This is a genomic window from Candidatus Protofrankia californiensis (assembly GCF_900634765.1).
GTDB classification, from domain to species: Bacteria; Actinomycetota; Actinomycetes; order Frankiales; family Frankiaceae; genus Protofrankia; species Protofrankia californiensis.
Map to the genome: position 1 here is coordinate 1,197 of NZ_CAAAFT010000252.1, position 1,937 is coordinate 3,133.

Below are 1,937 nucleotides of genomic sequence, written 5' to 3' on the forward strand. Positions count from 1 at the left end.
TGGCCGGCGGCGGGCTGCCGGCGGGTTGCGAGGTCAGGATCAGCCTGTCGAGGTCGTATCCGGTCTGCGCGCCGTTGGTGGTGCGCAGCACGTGGTCGCCCGGACCGAGGGAGATCGGATCACCGCACAGCGACACTCCCAGCCCTCTGCGGCCGAGCGCGTCGGCGCTGGAACCGGTGATCCGTACGGGGACCGGACGTCCGTCGATCGTCATCAGGTCGTCGCGGCACCCGCCGGGCACGGTGGCCTGGAGACGGGGTGCCCGCAGGCCGGCAAGGTCGACCTCGGCGAGTCCGACCGGCATGGAGATCTGCGTCCCGCTGATCTGGTCGATGCTGGTGACCAGCCGTACCGTGTCGACGACGAGACGGATACTGCTGCCCCGGACGGGGGGAAAGGACAAGGTCACGGTCTGGCTCGCGCCCGGCTGCTTGAGGTCGCTGATCGGCGGGACGGTGAGCGTGTCCACCCGCCGGCCGTCCACGATCAGTCCCAGGGCGGTGGGCACCGAGTGACGGCCGTCGGCGACCACGGACAGGGACAGCGAGGACAGGTTCACCGGCCGGGGGGAGCTGACCTGGATCCAGGCGTCCTGCTGCATGCCGAAGCCGGGACTCCACAGGGTGGCCGGATCCCCGTCGAAGGCGCTGGCGCTGCCGGCCGCCAGGTCACCGGGCAGCCGGCCGGAGGACTCGGCGGTGACCCCGTCGGAGGGCCGGCCGACCGAGGCACCGAGCACGAGGTCGTCGGCGTAGGCGGACGCCCGGGCGGTGCCGGTCAGGGCGAAGGTCCGTGGGGTCGGCAGGGTGAACGTACGGGCGACGGTCGACTCCGTGTCGGACTTGAACGGCTCCGCCGGGTTCGCGCGGTCGCGGGTGACCTGCAGCGTCAGGCGGTGCGCCAGGGACGTCTCGCCCGCCGCGGCGAGCAGGTCGGTGGGCATCCGCAGCAGCTCCTGCACATGGGGTGAGCTGTCGCCCGGCGTCACGATGTCCACCTCGGCGAACCCCACGCTGGACAGGCCGGCGTAGTCCGCGCGCGCCCCGATGTTGGTGGCGTCGACGGTGATGTCCAGGTGGGTGAAGCTGTGGGTGGGGAAGGTCACCACCTGGCCGGAGGCACGTCGTGAGCTGCCCGTGAGCGGCACCGTCACAGGTGGCCCGCCGTCGAAGCGCAGTGTCGCCTTGGTGATCCATCGATTGCGCGCGCCGGTGAGCGGCTGGACCAGACGGATCCGGTCCGTGGTCACCGCAGCGGCCAAGTCGATCCGCAGGCGCTGTCCGGCCGGATCGGTGAACGCGCCCACCTGCCAGGCGGTGTCGGGGTTGCCGTCGACGGCGCCCGTCGGGCGCTCCGGTGGACTGTAGGAGAACGCGTTGCCGTAGTCGGTCGCCTTGACCGAGGCGATCTGCGCGGGTTGGCCGGGGGCGTGCAGCACGGTGACCGTCTGGGATGCGGCCGTCGCGTCCGGGAAGACCGGCAGCCGGTTGTCGTTCGGGTCGGGTGTGAGCGCGACCGCGTCGGGACTTTCCACGTAGCCGTAGCCGTCCCGGATCGAACTCCAGCGTTCCGCCCGGCGCCGGTTACTGTCAGTGATCAGCAGGTCGGCGCCGTCGTCCAGCGCCCGGTCCAGGGCGGCGGGGTCCGCGGCCAGCGAGGCGGTGTAGAGGATGGTCCGATTCCCGGCCACCACCTCGGCCAGCAGTCCCGCGGCCGCGGCGTCCACGAGCCCCTCGCCGTTCCCGCTGACCAGCAACGGAGCCACGGTCGTCGCCGTCCGCACGATCGGCTTGGCGTCCCGGACCCCGAAGACGGCCAGCGCCGGTGGCGCGGGGGCGTCCGAGGGCGTTCCCAGGGCGGTCTCGTCGTTGAAGGGAATCTGCGGGGTGTCGGCCACCGGCGGCCCATAGCGACGTGGGGCGTCCAGGCCCGCCGGC

General features: G+C 72.5%; 1 protein-coding gene. It reads right to left on the reverse strand.

Going from position 1 to position 1,937, the window contains the following annotated elements:
- The coding region (locus DD1DGNOD_RS13570; RefSeq protein WP_241255699.1) for a discoidin domain-containing protein at nt 1-1,937 on the reverse strand (1,937 nt) is incomplete at both ends.